14 protein-coding genes are annotated in these 15,355 nt (G+C 59.6%); 5 read left to right on the top strand and 9 right to left on the bottom strand.

Annotated elements, in window-relative coordinates; translation table 11 throughout:
- Positions 1–7 precede the first annotated feature (7 nt).
- Positions 8–2,218 (bottom strand): DUF3141 domain-containing protein, encoded by a 2,211-nt coding sequence (locus LMTR3_RS29705; protein WP_065748495.1) that lies wholly within the window; start codon positions 2,216–2,218, stop codon positions 8–10.
- 221 nt (positions 2,219–2,439) lie between these two features.
- Here LMTR3_RS29705 and LMTR3_RS29700 point away from each other — a divergent pair, with 221 nt between their 5' ends.
- Positions 2,440–2,961 carry a GNAT family N-acetyltransferase gene (locus tag LMTR3_RS29700; RefSeq protein ID WP_065748494.1) on the top strand — a complete coding sequence of 174 codons (522 nt, stop codon included), beginning with the start codon at positions 2,440–2,442 and terminating at the stop codon, positions 2,959–2,961.
- Between the two features lie 50 nt (positions 2,962–3,011).
- On the opposite strand, the gene LMTR3_RS29695 is transcribed toward LMTR3_RS29700, so the two are convergent.
- Positions 3,012–3,287: a hypothetical protein gene (locus LMTR3_RS29695; protein WP_065748493.1), complete on the bottom strand. Its 276-nt coding sequence runs from the start codon at positions 3,285–3,287 to the stop codon at positions 3,012–3,014.
- Between the two features lie 53 nt (positions 3,288–3,340).
- Positions 3,341–3,853, bottom strand: coding sequence for a DUF1269 domain-containing protein (locus tag LMTR3_RS29690; RefSeq protein ID WP_065748492.1), 513 nt, complete (start codon positions 3,851–3,853; stop codon positions 3,341–3,343).
- A gap of 227 nt (positions 3,854–4,080) precedes the next feature.
- On the opposite strand from LMTR3_RS29690, the gene LMTR3_RS36900 reads away from it, so the two are divergent.
- Positions 4,081–4,440: a hypothetical protein gene (locus tag LMTR3_RS36900; protein WP_084029883.1), complete on the top strand. Its 360-nt coding sequence runs from the start codon at positions 4,081–4,083 to the stop codon at positions 4,438–4,440.
- A gap of 287 nt (positions 4,441–4,727) precedes the next feature.
- Here LMTR3_RS36900 and LMTR3_RS29675 read toward each other — a convergent pair whose 3' ends face one another.
- The 5 genes from LMTR3_RS29675 to LMTR3_RS29660 form a co-directional block, all read right to left on the bottom strand.
- Complete coding sequence (locus LMTR3_RS29675) at positions 4,728–5,708, bottom strand: CobW family GTP-binding protein (RefSeq protein WP_065748489.1); 981 nt, start codon at positions 5,706–5,708, stop codon at positions 4,728–4,730.
- Between the two features lie 11 nt (positions 5,709–5,719).
- Positions 5,720–6,943, bottom strand: a complete 1,224-nt coding sequence (locus LMTR3_RS29670) for a CobW family GTP-binding protein (protein WP_065748488.1) — start codon at positions 6,941–6,943, stop codon at positions 5,720–5,722.
- Positions 6,944–7,081: 138 nt separating this feature from the next.
- Positions 7,082–7,870 (bottom strand): PepSY domain-containing protein, encoded by a 789-nt coding sequence (locus LMTR3_RS40110; RefSeq protein ID WP_349643826.1) that lies wholly within the window; start codon positions 7,868–7,870, stop codon positions 7,082–7,084.
- On the bottom strand, positions 7,871–8,509 hold the full coding sequence (locus LMTR3_RS40105; protein ID WP_349643825.1) for a hypothetical protein: 639 nt from the start codon (positions 8,507–8,509) through the stop codon (positions 7,871–7,873).
- A gap of 13 nt (positions 8,510–8,522) precedes the next feature.
- Complete coding sequence (locus LMTR3_RS29660; protein WP_245320039.1) at positions 8,523–10,628, bottom strand: TonB-dependent receptor; 2,106 nt, start codon at positions 10,626–10,628, stop codon at positions 8,523–8,525.
- 498 nt (positions 10,629–11,126) lie between these two features.
- On the opposite strand from LMTR3_RS29660, the gene LMTR3_RS29655 reads away from it, so the two are divergent.
- The 3 genes from LMTR3_RS29655 to LMTR3_RS29645 are packed head-to-tail and all read left to right on the top strand — an operon-like array spanning position 11,127 to position 14,714.
- Positions 11,127–11,831 carry an ABC transporter ATP-binding protein gene (locus tag LMTR3_RS29655; RefSeq protein WP_065748487.1) on the top strand — a complete coding sequence of 235 codons (705 nt, stop codon included), beginning with the start codon at positions 11,127–11,129 and terminating at the stop codon, positions 11,829–11,831.
- Position 11,832: 1 nt separating this feature from the next.
- Entirely contained in the window at positions 11,833–13,230 is a 1,398-nt protein-coding gene (locus tag LMTR3_RS29650; RefSeq protein WP_065748486.1) for an ABC transporter permease subunit, read from the top strand.
- 8 nt (positions 13,231–13,238) lie between these two features.
- Entirely contained in the window at positions 13,239–14,714 is a 1,476-nt protein-coding gene (locus LMTR3_RS29645) for a DUF3526 domain-containing protein (RefSeq protein ID WP_084029882.1), read from the top strand.
- 70 nt (positions 14,715–14,784) lie between these two features.
- Here LMTR3_RS29645 and LMTR3_RS29640 read toward each other — a convergent pair whose 3' ends face one another.
- Positions 14,785–15,291: a Fur family transcriptional regulator gene (locus LMTR3_RS29640; RefSeq protein WP_065748484.1), complete on the bottom strand. Its 507-nt coding sequence runs from the start codon at positions 15,289–15,291 to the stop codon at positions 14,785–14,787.
- Positions 15,292–15,355 lie beyond the last annotated feature (64 nt).

Raw genomic sequence — 15,355 nt, 5'->3', positions numbered from 1 at the left:
AAGCGACCTATGATGCCTTCTTCCCAAACGACCTGACGTTCGCGGTGTCTGCTGCATCGAGCCCGAACAGTTCGGCCACCTGCTTCAGCCGCTTTGCCACTTCGCCGGATATTTCCGCACTGGCCGAGAGCACTTCCTGAATGGCAGCGAACACCTTGCGTCGTTCACCCTTGTTCTCGGGCAGGAGCTTTGGGATTGCGGCAAGCGCGGCTTCCCGGTCGAGCAGCAGCATGAAGAACTGCTCGCGCACCAGCATCTTGAACTCGGCCAGCGTCATACGCGCCGACTCGTCCGCCTGGCGCAGCCGCCGCAGTGCCTCGAGGCTTCGCTCGTCCACCATGCCGCGGGCCGACCCGACATAGAGCAGCGCCCGGATACCGGCCTCCCTCAATCCGCCAGCTCCAATCTTCGACTTCAGCTCCGCGATGCGTGCCTCCAGCAGCGCACGGTGCTTCGGGTCCATCTCGCGTCGGGACGAAGGCGTTGACTGCGGATCGACTCCCATCGCGGCCTGCAAGACCGGGGAGCCATAGATGGTCAGGAACATCGCTTCGCTAAGCGCCTCCTGCGAGTCGCGCCATTGGTCGAGCGAGCGGACGATCTGCTTCGATACCTTTTCCTGGAAAGCCAGGAAGGGATTGTCCTCGGCGACCGGCTTCCGGTCCCCGCGTGCCTTCTCTGCCGCGACCTCCACGGTCTTCATCCAGGGGTTCTGGCTGCTGAATGCCTCGTATTGCACCCGCAGCGGATGCCAGTTGCGCATCAGCTCCGCCATCCGCGGCGTCACCATCGATCTGATCCAGGGCTGAACATACTTCTGATAAGCCGCGAGATTCCTTTCCGAGACGCGCTTGGCTGTCTCGAAGCGGCGCTCGTCCTCCGGCGAATTGCCGCCCATGGCACGGATATTATCCAGCGTCCTCGCCTCGCAGCGCATCACCCACTGCCCTACCGCGAACTCATCATTGAGAGTTTCAGGGCCCCTAGCCTCAAAGGTCGCCTCATAGAGGCCGGGCGGCAGCACGTCGATCAGGTCGATGTTGCTGGAGAACTCGGCATGCTCCTTTTTGGCCACTCCGCCGGAGACGAAAATGCCGAGATGGCCGATCGTCTCATGCACCGTATAGACGATGGTCTGCCCGTACGCCCTGATATCGTCGACGTCGGCGTAGAGTTCGAGGATCCAGTGCAGCGCCTGTTGCGGCGGGGTGATGTTGTCGCCCTTTGAGCAGAACACCACGATCGGCGAACGGATGTTGCGCAGATCGACCGCGGTGCCATCGGACACCTTGACCCGACCGGCCGCGAGATTGTTGCCGATGAAGAGTTCATCGACGATGAATTGAATCTCCTCCGCGTTGAGGTTGACGTGTCCGCCCCACCAGCGCTCGAATTCGAGATAGCGATCAGCCTCGGTATCGACCTTGGAGTACACGTTGTACTGCTTGGTCCACAGGGTATTGGACGGATTTTGGCTCTCGAAATTCTGTACCAGCCAGGCGCCGTCAAATTTGCCGCCTCCTAGATCGCTGGACAATGCGGTCAGCCAACTCCCGCCGAGCAGGCCGCCCGAATAGCGCATCGGATATTTGCCGTGCACGCCGGCCCAATAGGCGAGCGGCGCGCCCGCGATGATCAGGGGGCCGAACAGTTGGGGCCGCAGCGAAGCGAGGATCATGACCGCCCAACCCGCCTGGCAGTTGCCGATCACGCACGGCTTGCCGTCGGCCTCCGGATGCCGCTCGATCACTTTCTCGATAAAGATCGCCTCAGCGCGTGCGATACGCTCGATGGTCTGGCCCGGCATGGGCTCGGGCAGGAACCCGATGAAGTAACAGGGATGGCCCGCCTTCATCGCGACCCCGATCTCACTGTCGGCCTTGAAACCCCCAATGCCCGGGCCGTGCCCGGCGCGGGGATCGACCACGACGAATGGCCGGCGTTTCAAATCGATCTCCACGCCCTTCGGCGGGATGATGCGCACCAGCGCGTAGTTGACGGGATGCTCGAGCTTGCGGCCGTCGATGACGAGTTCCGCAGCATAGCTCAAGACATGTGGCGCAGTCTGCGCCACGTGCTCGCGGTACTGGTCACCGCGCTGGCGCATGATGTCGAGGAACAGCACGCTGCGTTGCCCGGCATCGACCATGTACTCTACGGCCGAAGCGACCAGACCTGACATCGGCCCGCCCGGCAGAATTGCATTGTCCGTCGGCATGTTTTGACCTCACTTGTCGCGAAGTTCAGTCAAGCGACCTCGCCAGATCGAAACGTTGATTTAGGTCAACGTTCGAAGTCGCTTCGCCAACGCCGCGTCGGTACGGCCGGTGTGCGCACCTGCGCGATAATCTTGATCCAGATCAAGGGACAGCAAGCCGGTCCTGCCTTGATCGGCCCTGCGCATGCAGACCGCACTCGCTCTCCGAGCCAAGAGGCCCAATGACCGAGACTGCCAACTACGCTACGTGCGAACTTCTCAGCGACGGCAGTCGGATCGAGGTCCGTGCGCTCCAGCCTGAGGATGAGGCTGACATGCTCGCTGCTGTCGGAAAGACCAGCGCCCAATCGCTACAGCGTCGCTTCTTTGTCATGAAACGCCACTTCTCGGACAAGGAGCGTGTCTTTTTCATGGACATCGATTTCAGAAATCACGTTGCGATTGTCGCCCTCGCGGACGACGCCGGCCGGAAGGTCATCGTCGGCGGCGGCCGATACATTGTGTTCGAGCCCGGACGAGCCGAGATGGCGTTTGTCGTCATCGATACATGGCAAGGCCGCGGCGTCGGTTCTCTCCTGATGCGTCATCTCATCATGATCGCGAGCGCAGCCGGTTTGAATGAATTGACGGCGGAGGTCCTGCCGGAGAACGGGGCGATGTTAAAGGTGTTCGGGAAGTTCGGTTTTCGTCCTGCCGCGCACCGGGATCCTCAGACGATCCACCTGGTCCTGAAGCTGGGCTAGCAGCCGCCGACGCGGGAACGGCGGTGCAGGTCCGGCGCACCGTTGCGGGCCTACCGTAGGCCCAACGGCGAGCGCCGGTAGCCATTGTTTCGAGCCTCATTTCTGCACACGAAGCTGCCCGTAAGTCCCAACGCGTAACGCTTCTGACCCTTGGTGTAGTAGCGCTCGCGTCCGAAATCGAGCCAGACGACCGCATCGCCGGGACAGTGACGCTGCGCCTGCGCCTCATAGCGGAACGGCGTCAGAGCCTGCGCCATCACGCCATGCGGCACACACAAATTGAGGACAAACAATGCAGCGGAACAGCTATAGAAGCCCGATCGCATGTCTGGCCTGCTTCGGTCTGTTACCGTTCATCACCTGGCGATAAGCAATTCGCTCATGAAGTTTGAGAGGGAACAGCCGCCTGGACGCCAGCAAGCGCCGCCTGCAACGCTGCTTCCTTGGTGTGATCGAGTGACGTCTTCAGCACCGTGCCCCCCTCACCCTTGAGCCCCTCGAGCACCTTGTCCGCGGTGACTTTCCGCACCAGCACGAACAGCGCAGCGGTTCCGGGTTGTATGGCGGCGGCAGTTTCCTTCATCCATTTGTCGTCGATGCCCACATCGGTCAAATAGCCGCCCAGCGTACCGGACGCCGCGCCGAGGGCGGCGCCGGCCAATGGGGCCAAAAAGATCAGGCCGATGAGGGTGCCCCAGAAGGTGCCCGAAACGGCCCCGGCGGCAGTGGTATTGATCAATTGATTCAGCTTGATGCGTCCCTCGGTATCCTTCACCGCAATCACCGCATCGCCCAACTCGATCAGATACTCCTTCTGCATGGCCAGCAGTTTCTGACGAACTTCTTCTGCCTTCGCTTCCGTGGGAAATGCGATTACGACAAGATCACTCATTTGCATCCCTCCTCCGTCACAGGGCGCCTGCCGGCCCATTCACCTCGTAAGTCAATTCTTCGCTGAACGTTGCTGTTGATCTAGATCAACAGAAGCCGGCGCCGGATCTGGCGCACTGATAATCAGTTCTGTGCAGCCAGGAATTTTTCAGGCGATATATCAATTCTGCTCGTTGTCGGCGCCGAGGTTGCCTAAGCGCCGAGCGCGTTTTCCGCTCGGGGTTTGCCGTGGCCGAAACAACCAAACTTTCCGTCGAGAAGGCACTGGAAAAGCTGCGCGGCGCCGACGCACCGAGACACAGGAAGGCGCGACTTGCTGAGGAAGCTGATCCGCTTGATGATGAGATAAAGCGCATGAGCGCGCGCCCGCTCGGATTTGCGGATACGACTACTACTCTCTGCGGCCGCCATGCGCCGCCTAACGCAGTATTCGCTAAAGAGATTTGGCGACCGCTGGCGGGAGCAGCGATGTCGCCGCGCGTTTTAGGTACGCGGCCTCAGGTCAAACGCTGCTTTCAGTTCATCGAGAGTGACGTCGGGAATCGATTTGTGGATTCTTGCAATTGTTGGCTTTTCCCCGTCCCTTAAGATCGCGACGACGGTTTCCACGTCGGGACATCCTGGCTCTCGACAGGTCAACTCGCTAACCGAGACAGTTACGTCGTCCGATAAGCCCAACAGCTTCTGCGTTTGCAGCTTTAATTCCTGAACTGCCTGAGGATAGCCGGTTCTTTGGACCCGCCGCCTCATAGGTAAGGCAATCTTTGGCATGCTTTTGGCGTCCGAATGGATTTGCGAGGGCTGTCAGCCTCAGCATGGCAACGGACAAACTCCGCTGCCGTGTTTGCGGCCCGGTGCATCACCCGGGCCTTCAATCAGTGACTTGAGCCCTGACACTGCTCAAAGCCTGCCTTCAAGACGTCCTCCGGCAAGTCGCGCCCGATGAAGACCAGACGGCTTGTTCTGGGCTCATCGGGTTTCCAGGGACGTTGATGGTCTCCTTCGAGTAACATGTGCACTCCCTGAATAACAAAGCGATCGGGATCGTCCTGGAATTGGATAATCCCCTTCAGCCGCAGAATATCGGTCCCGAACTGACGAACGGTCTCCTGCATCCAGGGGAAGAATTTCTCGGGAATGAGAGGTGTCTGCGTCGTCAATGACAGGCTCTTTACATGACTGTCGTGCTCATGGTCGTGAGCTTCACTGAGAAAGCCAGGCTCGAATTCAAGAACCCTGTTGAGATCGAACGCATTCCGATCCAGGACTTTTTCGAGGTCAAGCGCGCAACGTTCGGTGCGATGGATCATCGCATAGGGATTAATTGAACGAATCCTTGCCTCGACGAGCTTAAGGTCCGCCTCCGAGACCAGATCGGTCTTGTTGAGCAAGACGACGTCGGCGAATGCGATCTGCTCTTGCGCTTCGTGCGCCTGGTCGATCTCTCCGAGGAGGTGCTTTGCGTCGATGACCGTGACGATGGCATCAAGTTTCGTGTTGCGACGAACGTCGTCATCTACAAGAAAGGTTTGCGCCACGGGCGCCGGATCGGCAAGCCCGGTGGTCTCCACGATGATCCCATCAAACTTGCCGCGCCGCTTCATGAGTCCTTCGAGAATCCTGATGAGATCACCTCTCACCGTGCAGCAGATGCACCCGTTGTTCATTTCGAATATTTCTTCGTCCGCATTGACGATCAGATCATTGTCAATTCCGACCTCGCCAAACTCGTTCACAATCACCGCATAACGCTTACCGTGGGTCTCGGTCAGGATACGGTTCAGCAAAGTCGTCTTCCCTGCGCCCAAGTACCCGGTGAGGACGGTGACCGGCGTTTGTGAAATCACATTGTTCATGCTTGGCCCTTTCAGCGTTGAGGTCTCGTTGCGTTCTGAATCACAGGCGGGGGTTCAAACTGGGCGGTGGCGCGCTCGTGAAGCAACAGCGATAACCCTGCGACAAGCGCAAAGCCGAGAACGCTCAGAGCTGCGACCGTCAGCACCAATTGCGCCTTTGCGCGCGCTGAAATGCCCGTTATCGCCGTGAACAGATTCTTGACGACCGCTTCATCAAGGCCGTGAGCGATGACGACCATTCGCGTGCGACGATCGTCCGAGGGCCAGGCCGGAAGCCGGTACTGTTGAATCGCATGCTGAACGCCGTGCACGACAAGCGGCCGCTCCGGATCGTCCTCCAGCCCAACGAGCCCCTTCAGACGGAGCAATTGCGGACCGCCCACGGCCTTGAGCAGTTCAATGAATGTGGCGAGATTTCGCGGCGATACCGGCCGGCTTTCGAGCAATGCCAGACTCTGGATGCCAGCCGCCGCATGGCGGCTCGCGCCTGTGGCATCGTTGTGAGTTTGCCCTTGCTGGGCCAACGCCACCTCCAAGGCCAACCACCCCTCGACATCGGCCCCCTGTTCGGAGGGAACGTAGCGACGCGGAGCAAAGACCGCAGCGAGATCGAAGTCGTTCCCGTGACGGTCCACGATGGCCGCGGCAGCGTTGATCTGCCGGATCTTCGGCAGCAGGCCGGAGAGACCGGGAGCCGCTGCTTCTGCGCCAAGGTCCGTCTTGGTCAGCACCACACTATCCGCAAACGCCACCTGCTTCATGCATTCGAAGTGGCGTTCCATCGTCTCTTCGATCATGGTCACGTCGATTGCGCAAACAACGCCGGACAGTCGAAAGCATCTTGCCACGACGTGGTCCCGATACCCGACCGCCGGAAGACTGCCCGGTGTAATCTGATTGATGATTGGTGCGGGATCGGCAAGCCCGGTGGTCTCAACGATCACGCGCTTGAATGACGGGACAGCCCTGCTCTCCAAAGCGTCGTAAAGTTCGAACAGGGAAGACCTGATGTCGCTGCCAGCGGTGCAGCAGAGGCAGCCTGTCGTTGTCACCATCAGTTCGCGCTTGTTCACGCGTACAAGATCATGGTCGATGGATATATCGCCAAACTCGTTGATGATGACGGCGGTGTCCGCAAAGGCCTCGCTCGCCAAGAGCTCATTGAGCAGCGTGGATTTCCCCGAGCCCAGGAACCCCGTGAGGATCGTCACCGGAATCGGTTGGTCTATCTTCATTGCCACGCAATCAAATCATCCCCGATACGTAATGTTATAACGTTACATTTTGGCACATGCAACAGCCCTCGAGAGCCCATCACGATTGATTGTGGTCGCTGCCTTTGCAGCGCATGGGCAGGGCCACTTCGAATGCAGTCAGCGAAATTCGAGTCTCAGTCGCCGCCAGGCGATCACGATTCCGGTGATGCTGAACGCTGCTCCAAACGCACATAGAACAACAATGATCGCGCTCCGCAAGCTGGGGCGCGTCATCAAGGCAGGGAAATCGAAGGTATGCAGCGCGCGGTACAGCCAGCGATAGGTACGACGCTGCGCATCAAGCTTTTCCAGGTTGGCGCCGCTAGCACCATCGACTTGGTACCAAACGTCCCCGCATATGGACCGATATACGGGAGCCGGTGCAACTTCAGATGCAGGGAAGTAGTGGTCATCTGGCGCGACAGCCGAAGTGCTCGAGCAGCTACCGACAGCGTGCGAGATGACGACATTGATCTGATCGGCTTGCAGGAACGGGAAAGCAGGTGCAGTAGGCGCTGGAACGACGACGGAAAGCTGCTGCGCGTCAACGCCCGTTCGATAACGTTGATGGATGCGGCCGCCGAAAGCGAACCACTCGATTTCACGGGTAGCCGATGAAAGCGATGCGGGCACTGTCGCGGTCAGTTCGCCCCATGCCGGCGTCCCGGCGATCCGGTCCGCCTCCGATCGGGTAAGCGCGCCGGTGGAAAAGAGACGGCCATGGTCCATCGATAGCCATCCGCTAACAATCCACGTCATCACGAACGCAGCGCACGCCAATCCGAGCCAGTGATGCCACGCATGCCATTTTCGGAAGGGAGATACAATACGGTCTCGCACGCGCCTGAGACGAAAGAGGCCTACCATGAGGCCTGACAATGCCGCGATGACGGCAGCAAGGGACAACTACCAGACCGTGACGTTCCAGGCCATCCAGTCTTTGCGCAGCGTGGTCGGATAGATCCAATGCGCGACGCTTCCGACGTAGTTCCATGCGCGTTCACTGCGCGTCGTATCTCTCACGATCTCGCCGGTGCGTGTCGAGACGTACAGCTCGGTTCCCGCAACATCGTTCAGAGCAATACGATAGAGAGGTCGGTGTCCGTCGAGGCCGTTCGGGACCGTCCATTGATCATACTCCGCCAGTTCCTCGAAAGTGGCCGCAGCAGGATTCAAGCTGCGCACGCGCGCATGCTCGGACGCGATTGCCAGTGCCACTTGCTCGGAGCCGATATCGGCCGCGCGCAAATCGTCAGCATGCAGGGCTTTCATGCCGGTGGAAGTCGACACCAGGTACACGGGACCGTCGCTGCGCTGCCACAGACGCACCCGCGTGACACCTTTGAGCGTGCTCGCCGCGACAGCCTCGGCGGGACTGTGCCTCACCTTGGAAACGTCGAAGACGGATAATCCTCCGAAGCGCTCAGCTTCGGTGAGCGCCGGAAATGGCACAAAGTGCATCACGATACCAGATGCAAACCACATCACGAACAGCAGACACAGCGGGATGCTCAGCCAGCGATGGATAAGGACCAGGACCCGCAACGGCGAACCACCATCAGAATTTGAAGGATGCCGCGATCTCGTAGGTGCGCGGTGCCCCGAGGAATATCTGATCTGGATAGAATGGATCGCTCCATGCCGCGTACTTCGCATCGGTGAAGTTACGTACCCGGAAGGTGACACGCGTGCTGTCGACGGTCGGAAACATCGCCGACTTCGGAATGTCGATGAAAGCAAAGGCATCCGCTGTCGTGTAGGCAAGAAGGGTCACTGTGTTGGCATCGGTGCTGTACCGGTTACCGACATGGCGGACCGAAACCCCCAGTTCGACAGGCAGCCAGCCCGGATTGGCGAAGCGATAGGACGCGCCACCGTTCACCACGACCGCGGGTATGTTCGGCGGCGCGTTGCCGGAGAACGATCCGCCGGAGAACTCGTAGTCGGCATAGCGCGCGTGGACATAGGCGATGTTGCCCCACAGCTTGAGCTCCGGAATTGGCCGTGCCGCCGCGGCGAACTCCACCCCCTGTGACTTGACCTTTCCGGCGAGATTGAGGGTTTGACCGGCCTGCGCCGAGTACACATTGCTGCGCTCGATGTCGAAAGCCGAGAAAGTCCATTCGGCGCGGCCATTCCACAGCAGATTTTTCACGCCTGTCTCGTAGCTGCGAGCCGACGTCAAGGTTGGCGGCTGCGTCGGGCTCAGCAGGAAAGTGCTGCCGGCCGACAGGTCGCTCGCCGTCGCGTATTGGCTATAGAACGTCATTCCCGGAATGGCTTCCCAGGTGTAGCCGATACGACCTGTCACCGGCTGAAAGCTTACCGAATAAGGAAATCCGACCTTGCTCACGCCGCTGACATTGGTCGATGTTCGATCGAGCTCGAAAGGATTGTAGCGAAGACCGCCAATCAGAGCGAAGTTCTCCGTGATCTTCAACCGGTCTTCGAGATTGATCGCGAAACTGTCGATGGTTGCGGTCTGTCGTTGCGTCGTCAGCAGTCCGTAGTAGCCGCGAAAGGGATCGACCAGCATGACCTGATCGGAGGGAAAGTTAGCCGCGCCAGGTCGCGAAAAATCCAGATGATAGAATTCGAGCGCCGTGACCAGGCGGTTTTCCATGCCGAATAGGTGCGAATTCCACGTGAGATCCGTATTGTTGCCGAGCAGGTTCTGGTTGTGATGGACGTAGAACCGTTCACGATCGACCAGGTTGCTGGCGTTGAACGCGCTCACCTCGTTGTTGTACCAATCACGGCTTGCATTGTCGTTATAGATCTGACTTCTCAGGGTGACGTTGTTCGTCAGGTTCCACTCGAAGCCCCCGCGTATCCATGACTCCTTGATCGTCTTGTGATTGTCGAGCACGTTGTAGTTCGTCGTTAGCGTCCGGCTGTCGATCGTGACGGCGCCGAGATTGGTGCCGTTATAGTCCGATACTTTCGTCCCGGATACGATGCCCGTGGTCGCGAACGGCCCGCTGAACGCGACTGGGACAAGCGGCGTGCCTTCGTACACGCGCGCCTTGTAGTCCTTGTACTCAGTCGCGACGAAAACCTTGAACGCGTTCGTCAAGCGATAGTCGAGCTGCCCGGACACGTGCAGGTTCTTTGTATTCGTGTCGTCGATGAAGCCGTTCTGCACGGACCGGCTGATGTCGAACCGATAGTCGAGGCCCCGGATATTGGTGCTTCCTCCCGAACCATAGCCGCCTCGGATACTGCCGAACGAATCGAAACCGATAAAGGCTTCGTTGGTGATCGGACCGGTATGAGGCGCCTTGGTGACGTAGTTGATGGCGCCGCCGACCGCACCTTGCCCCGACATCAGGGACGATGGGCCCTTGAGAAATTCGACCCTATCGAGGTTGAACGTCTCCATGGTCAGCGCCGTATTGCCCGTCGCGCCGATATTGACGCCATTGTAGGTCACGTTGACCTGGTCGCCCTGGAAACCGCGCATGGAGAACGACACGTCGTTCGGCGCGTCGCCGGCGGTCACGCCGGTTGCGCCTTTCGCCGTATCGATCGTGGTGTGGTAGCCTTGCTCCCGGATCGTTTCCGCTCCAACGACCTCGACGGTTGCGGGAATCTCCCGCGGGGTCAGCCCCAGCCGGCTCGCGCCGGGCGTAACCACATTTGTGTTGAGCGGCGTCGCCGGCACCTGCTGTTGCCCTTGCGAATGCAGTGACGCCTCAGCAATGGTTGAGGGCCGCGGATTTCTGTTTGTCCGGGAGGTACGGCCTCTTTGCGAATTCGACAGCGTCGCCGCTCTCGCCGTTGGTCGCCGCTGCGGCGCGTCAACGGTTACAGGCGGCAACGAGCTCGCCGGCTGGTTGGGTGATGTCGAAGGCGCCTGAGCTTGCGCGTCAGCCAAGCCAAACGGCGGAACGTCTGCCGCTATCAAAAGAATTGATAGAGAAACCGAACACAACACGTAACGCACGCTTGCCCCCACCCCGCGAACCGCCTTGTGCCCCACGTCAAGGCTTCACAAGAGCTATGTAATGTTATAACGTTACATACGTCAAGGCAACCAACGAGGCCTCGTCATGCGATCGCAGAGCGTGAACAGCCGAATTCACTACTCCTATTGCTGGCGTGCCGCGTACGGCACCTTCGATGAGCGGCCGACGTGGTCAGTGGAGGTGTATGAGAATCCATGCTCGATGCGATTGAAGTGACGAAGCAGTTTGGCGCCAAGCGCGCTCTGGATAATGTCTCGCTCAGCGTCCTGCCTGGCGAGATCTATTGCCTCTTGGGGGCGAACGGCGCAGGCAAGACGACGCTGGTCAATCTGTTCCTGAATTTTCTCCAGCCGACATCCGGCACTCTGCAAATCGGCAAGCTCGACGTCGTGCGTCAGCCGCTGGAGACGAAGCGGCTCCTTGCATATATCCCCGAACAGGTCACGCTCTATGGCGTGCTCTCAGGTCTGGAAAACCTGGCATTCTTCTCTTCACTCGCAATCGGAGAGCATTTGCCGCGGCAGCGGTTGCTTGAACTGCTCGAGGCGGCAGGTCTCCCTCGTCAAGCAGCCGATGACAGGGTCGCGACCTACTCGAAAGGCATGCGTCAGAAGGTGGGAATTGCCATCGCGCTGGCCAAGAATGCCAAAGCCCTCTTGCTCGACGAGCCCACCTCAGGACTTGACCCGTCCGCAGCCAACGAGTTCTCGGAGCTTCTCGTCAAGGCCAGCAACGACGGCGTGACCGTCTTGACGACAACACACGATCTCTTCCACGCGAAGCAGACCGGGACCCGCATCGGCATCATGAAGCAGGGGCGGCTCGTGGAAGAACTCAGGAGCGAGGAGGTCAGCCATGCCGATCTTGAAGCGCTCTACCTCAAGCACATGAAGAGTTGACGTGTTCGCGATCATCGCCGCCAAAGATCTTCGCGTGCTGACCCGCGACGGGCGTCTGCTCTGGGCCGGAGGGCTGGTCGTCATGCTCATGCTGGTGGCTCTGGCGGCCGGGTGGAATCGGCAGGTTCAGCTGAATAGCGAGCGGTCGGCAGGCCAAGCCCTCGACTATGACGCCTGGCTTCACCAACGCCATCGGCACCCGCACGATGCGGCGGAACAGGGCATGCACGTGTTCAAGCCTGAACCGTCGCTTGCCGTCTTCGATCCCGGCATTGGGCCGTTTGTTGGGTCGACCGTCTGGCTGCAGGCGCATCGCCAGAGCGAAGTCAAGTTCCGGCCGGCCCAGGATGCAACCGGTTTGCAGCGGTTCGGCGAGTTATCGCCAGCATGGCTTCTTCAGGTTTTGCTTCCACTACTCATTATCGTCATCGGCTTCAACTCTGTGAGCGACGAGCGCGAACGCGGAACGTTGCGCCAGCTTATCAGCCTGGGCGCGACCGCGCGGAGCCTTCTTTTCGGCAAAGCGGCGGCGCTTGCGAGCTGCGTCGGCATTCTGATTGCTCCAGTCGGCCTTGCGATTGCAGTACTCATCGTTGCTCGCCTGCCCGCTGGAGAGCGCGTGGACGTGGTCTATCGGATCGCGTGGCTCGCGGCGGGATACGGCCTCTATCTCGGCTTTTTCGTGTTTCTGACCTTGGCGGTATCAGCCCTCGCGCGTTCATCGCGGGCCGCCCTGGTCCTGCTCCTGGGCTTCTGGGTCGCAACAATGCTGATTGCTCCGCGCACCGCCTCCGAAGCGACGAATTTGCTCTATCCCACGCCGTCCCGGCTCGACTTTGACGATCAACTCGCGCACGACATGGCAGACGCTGGCCGCAAGGCTTGGTCCACCCATTTCGGTGCGCGAACGCAGTGGGATCCATCGGTTCCGCTCAGCAAGTGGGGCGCGGCGCTGAAAGTTGATGACGAGGCGGGTTACGGCGCACTTGATGAAAACTTCGGCAGGCTTTGGGACACATTCGAGCGTCAACAGCTCGCGCAAGTGTGGATCGGCCTTGTTGCCCCGGTCGTTGCACTCCGCGGCTACTCCATGGGCCTGGCGGGAACGGACTTTTCCCAACATCGCGACTTCTCAACCGCGGCCGAAGCCCAACGGCGGAAGATTCAGAACATTGTCAGCGAGGACTTGATCGAACACGCCGATCGCTTGGGTAATGCGCATTTCACTTACAAGGCTGGCCCCGAACTGTGGGCAAGCGTGCCGCAATTCAAGTATGAACTTCCGTCTGTGTCGTTTGCCTTGGCGCACCATTGGGCGAGCCTTGCGCTGCTCGCCGTGATGTTCTGCCTCTCCGTCGCGCTCGCGCAGTATGCGCTCACCCGTCCGCTGATGCGCTAGGCAGTCGAATGAAGACAATGCAGCCTCGCCCGCTCTCCACCTTGTCGCTGATCGTACTGCACGAGGCCCGCATCCTTGTCCGCGATCGCACGCTGCTGTTGGTGTGTTGCGTTCTGACTCTCATGGTGGGTTACGGACTATTTGTGGGACTGGCGCAAGCAACGCTCCGCGACCGCATGGTCGCTCAAGTTCTCAAACACGAACAGGAGACCCAAACGGCAAATAGCGGGACGCTCCAATCCGTTCTCGCCGGTCAAACCGCGCTGATACCGTTCTCCAATCCCGCGAACCCCGCTGCCATGGCCGGCACCTTGTCCGGGCGTTACGCCACAATGCCCAACGCACCGCTCGCGGCACTGGCGATCGGTCAGTCGGACATGATGCCCAATTATTACCGCATCACCTATTTGAGCAAAGTTCAGTTCATGTACGACACGGAAATCGAAAATCCCTGGAATCTGCTCAGCGGGCACTTCGATCTCGCTTTCGTTATCGTATTCGTACTGCCTCTGCTGGTTACGACGCTCGGATATAACCTGCTGTCGGCAGAGCGCGAACATGGCACCTTGCGCATGCTTTGTTCGCAACCGCTTTCCATCGCAACGTTGATGACCGGGAAAGTCGTCGTGCGCATGCTTGCGCTGCTGGCGATCGTTATTCCCGTGCCGCTCGTGGTCCTGCTTTTGATCCGTCCCGAAGCCCGCGGCGCGGAGCAACTGGTCTTGATGCTGTCGTGGTCGGCGCTGGTGGCGGCGTATTGCTTGTTCTGGTTCGCGGTCGCGGCCCTGGTCAACACCGTTGGCCGCTCATCTTCGACCAATGCGTTGATCATGATGGCACTCTGGACGATTTTTGTGCTCATCTTGCCGGTGACAATGAACCTTGCCGTGGGATTGGTTAGCCCGGCCCCTTCCCGCACCGAATTGGCCAGCCGCACGCGCGTCGCAACCGCCGAATCATTGCGCGAATACGAGGACCTCTATAGCGCGGATTATCGCTATGCCTCCGATCCGGAAGCACTGCTGGTGAAGAACGAACGTATCGAAGTGCCTTCGCGTATGCGTGCATTTTTTCTGGCCAAGCAAAAAGTCGACGAACAAATCGAGCCGCTTTTGAAACGTTTTGATCAGCAATTGCTGCAACAGCAAAAACTTGTCGACAGGCTGAGCTTGCTATCGCCTGCGATGCTCGTCAATGAAGCGCTGACCTCTATCGCCGGCACCGATTCACGCCGTTTCCTCGCCTTCAAGGATCAGACAGAGGCTTTTCACAAGAGATGGCGGCAGTATTTCTCTCCCAGAATCCAGGAGAGCCGCGCCATGACCGTGCGTGACCTGTCATCATTGCCCCGGTGGCATTGGGTTGAGATGCCGGCAAGTGAAATCAGGTGGAGCATCTGGTGGCGGGCCATGTTGATGCTGGCGCTCGCGTCCGTGCTTGGCGGCCTCGCACTTGCGCGCTCGTCCCGCGGATCGATCGAATAACTTTCTAAAGCGTTTCCCTCCAGACAGCTCCGGCAGGCAACGGAGAATGTGAGTCGCGCGAGCGATGGAGTTAGCGTTCAGGCGTACCCGCGCATTCCGCGCACTCGCCCTCCACCTCGATCATCGGATGCCGGGGCCTGAAGCCGGTTGTTTTCGCTGCGCCCCGCAAGCCGCGCGCCACCAGTTCGGAGGCCGCCTCCTGAACCGCGCCACATTGCGCGCAGACCATGAAGACGACCGTTTCGCCTTCTCCGTGCAGATGATCGCAGGCGAAATAGGCCGAGCGGGATGCCAGCCGATGGACGCACCCTGCCTCCTGCAGGAATTCCAGCGCACGGTAGACCTGCACGGCCTTGAGCTTTCGCGCATCGCTCACTTTCTCTGCGATCTCGTAGGCGCTCATCGGTTTGCCGGACGCCGCAAGCAAGGCAAGCACGCTTTGGCGCATCGGCGTGAACGGCACGCCTTTCGATACCGCGTACGAGCGGGCGCGAGACTCAACTGCGTCGCCATTGAGGCGGTGACCATGCGTCTCTTCGTGGGCGCAAGTTCCGCGCGGGCCTGGATTGCGATGCATTCCATCTCACCTTGACGGTCTCATATGTAACAGTATAACAAGCATTGTACTGTTACAACATTAC

The organism is Bradyrhizobium sp. LMTR 3 (assembly GCF_001693485.1).
GTDB lineage: Bacteria > Pseudomonadota > Alphaproteobacteria > Rhizobiales > Xanthobacteraceae > Bradyrhizobium.
Note: the sequence above shows the minus strand (reverse complement) of the source record. Positions and strands in the feature narration are given on the sequence as shown.

Coding starts and splice junctions, on each gene's coding strand:
- LMTR3_RS29705 (WP_065748495.1), bottom strand. CDS start 2,218: ATGCCGACGGACAATGCAATTCTGCCGGGCGGGCCGATGTCAGGTCTG.
- LMTR3_RS29700 (WP_065748494.1), top strand. CDS start 2,440: ATGACCGAGACTGCCAACTACGCTACGTGCGAACTTCTCAGCGACGGC.
- LMTR3_RS29695 (WP_065748493.1), bottom strand. CDS start 3,287: ATGCGATCGGGCTTCTATAGCTGTTCCGCTGCATTGTTTGTCCTCAAT.
- LMTR3_RS29690 (WP_065748492.1), bottom strand. CDS start 3,853: ATGAGTGATCTTGTCGTAATCGCATTTCCCACGGAAGCGAAGGCAGAA.
- LMTR3_RS29675 (WP_065748489.1), bottom strand. CDS start 5,708: ATGAACAATGTGATTTCACAAACGCCGGTCACCGTCCTCACCGGGTAC.
- LMTR3_RS29670 (WP_065748488.1), bottom strand. CDS start 6,943: ATGAAGATAGACCAACCGATTCCGGTGACGATCCTCACGGGGTTCCTG.
- LMTR3_RS29655 (WP_065748487.1), top strand. CDS start 11,127: ATGCTCGATGCGATTGAAGTGACGAAGCAGTTTGGCGCCAAGCGCGCT.
- LMTR3_RS29645 (WP_084029882.1), top strand. CDS start 13,239: ATGAAGACAATGCAGCCTCGCCCGCTCTCCACCTTGTCGCTGATCGTA.
- LMTR3_RS29640 (WP_065748484.1), bottom strand. CDS start 15,291: ATGCATCGCAATCCAGGCCCGCGCGGAACTTGCGCCCACGAAGAGACG.